We start from the raw sequence: 1419 nt of genomic DNA, 5'->3' as shown, positions 1-1419 counted from the left end.
TGGCGGGCGCGCCCACCGCCATGCCGACGGCGAAGGCGGAGGTGAGCAGCCCGGCGGCGGGCACGGACACGTGCAGGCCCGCGGCGATGCCGGGCAGCAGGCCCGACAGCATGAACTCCGAGGTGCCCTGGGCGAACACGGCGAGCCCGAGGACGTAGACGGCGAGAGGCAAGGTGGAACTCCCGAGACGGCGAACAGGGGTGCGCTGTACCGGTGGGGGCGGTGCCGCGGACGGCCGTCATCGACGGCGGCGGCGTGAGGAAGGAGCCCTCGTGGCGACGCGATCGCGTCGGAGGGCGGCCCGCACCGCGGCGCGGCGGCCGTCACGGCCGGGCGCGCCGGGGGTCAGCGTCTGTTCGCCTCCGGGCTGGACATGATCGCGAGGTTACCAGCGCGGCCCCGCGGGCCGCACACGATAATCACCTGGTCGAGAGGAGACACGATGATCGTCGACGCGTGGATGCAGCATGGGACGGTCCGGTTCCTCCAGCACGAGATGCTGGACTCGCTGTGGCGGTGGACCGGGCAGAAGCCGCCGGAGGAGGAGGTGCCGGTCTCGGTCACGGTCGGCGCGATGGACGCCGGCGGGGTGGACGTCGGGCTGATCAGCGCCTGGTACGGCCCGGAGGGCGCGCTGGTGAGCAACGACGAGGTCGCGTCGTTCGTCGAGCAGGCGCCGGACCGGCTGGCGGGGGTGGCGTCGGTCGACCTGCGCAAGCCGATGGAGGCGGTGCGGGAGCTGCGGCGGTGCGTGAACGAGCTGGGCTTCAAGGCCCTGCGGGTGGTGCCGTGGCTGTGGGAGCTGCCGCCGACGGACCGGCGGTTCTACCCGCTGTTCGCCGAATGCGTGGAGCTCGGGGTCCCGTTCTGCACGCAGGTCGGGCACACCGGTCCGCTGCGGCCGAGCGAGACGGGGCGTCCGATCCCGTACGTCGACCAGGTGGCGCTGGACTTCCCCGAGCTGGTCATCGTCGGCGGCCACGTCGGGTACCCGTGGACGGAGGAGATGGTCGCCGTGTGCCGCAAGCACCCGAACGTCTACATCGACACCTCGGCGTACACGGTCCGCCGGTACCCGCCGGAGCTCGTCCGGTACATGGCGCAGGACCGGCACCACAAGGTGATGTTCGGCACGAACTTCCCGATGATCACGCCGGAGCGGGCGCTGCGGGGGCTGGACGAGCTGGGCCTGGACGACGCGGCGCGGGAGGCGTTCCTGTCCGGCAACGCCCGCGCCGTGTTCCGGATCTAGTGATCTACAACGTAAAGGCGGTCACCGGCGCAGCGTCCGGCAAGCGAGCAGCCCGACCGGCACGGGCGCCCAGAACGTGACCGCCCGGAACACCAGCACCGCGTGCAGCGCCGGGCCGGGCGGGACGCCCCCGGCGGCCAGCGCCGCCACCAGCGCGGCCTCGGTGG

At 73.0% G+C, this 1419-nt stretch carries 1 protein-coding gene and 1 pseudogene; one reads left to right on the top strand and one right to left on the bottom strand.

What is annotated here, in order from left to right:
* Nucleotides 1-172: pseudogene (locus tag ABZ914_RS51375) on the bottom strand (Cmx/CmrA family chloramphenicol efflux MFS transporter); the annotation flags it as partial.
* 270 nt (nucleotides 173-442) lie between these two features.
* Between ABZ914_RS51375 and ABZ914_RS51370 the strand changes: the two are divergent.
* Entirely contained in the window at nucleotides 443-1252 is an 810-nt protein-coding gene (locus ABZ914_RS51370) for an amidohydrolase family protein (RefSeq protein WP_387023463.1), read from the top strand.
* The last annotated feature ends 167 nt before the right edge of the window (nucleotides 1253-1419 follow it).

It is taken from the genome of Spirillospora sp. NPDC046719 (assembly GCF_040645715.1).
Lineage (GTDB): Bacteria > Actinomycetota > Actinomycetes > Streptosporangiales > Streptosporangiaceae > Spirillospora.
This window is presented reverse-complemented; position numbering and strand designations above follow the sequence as displayed.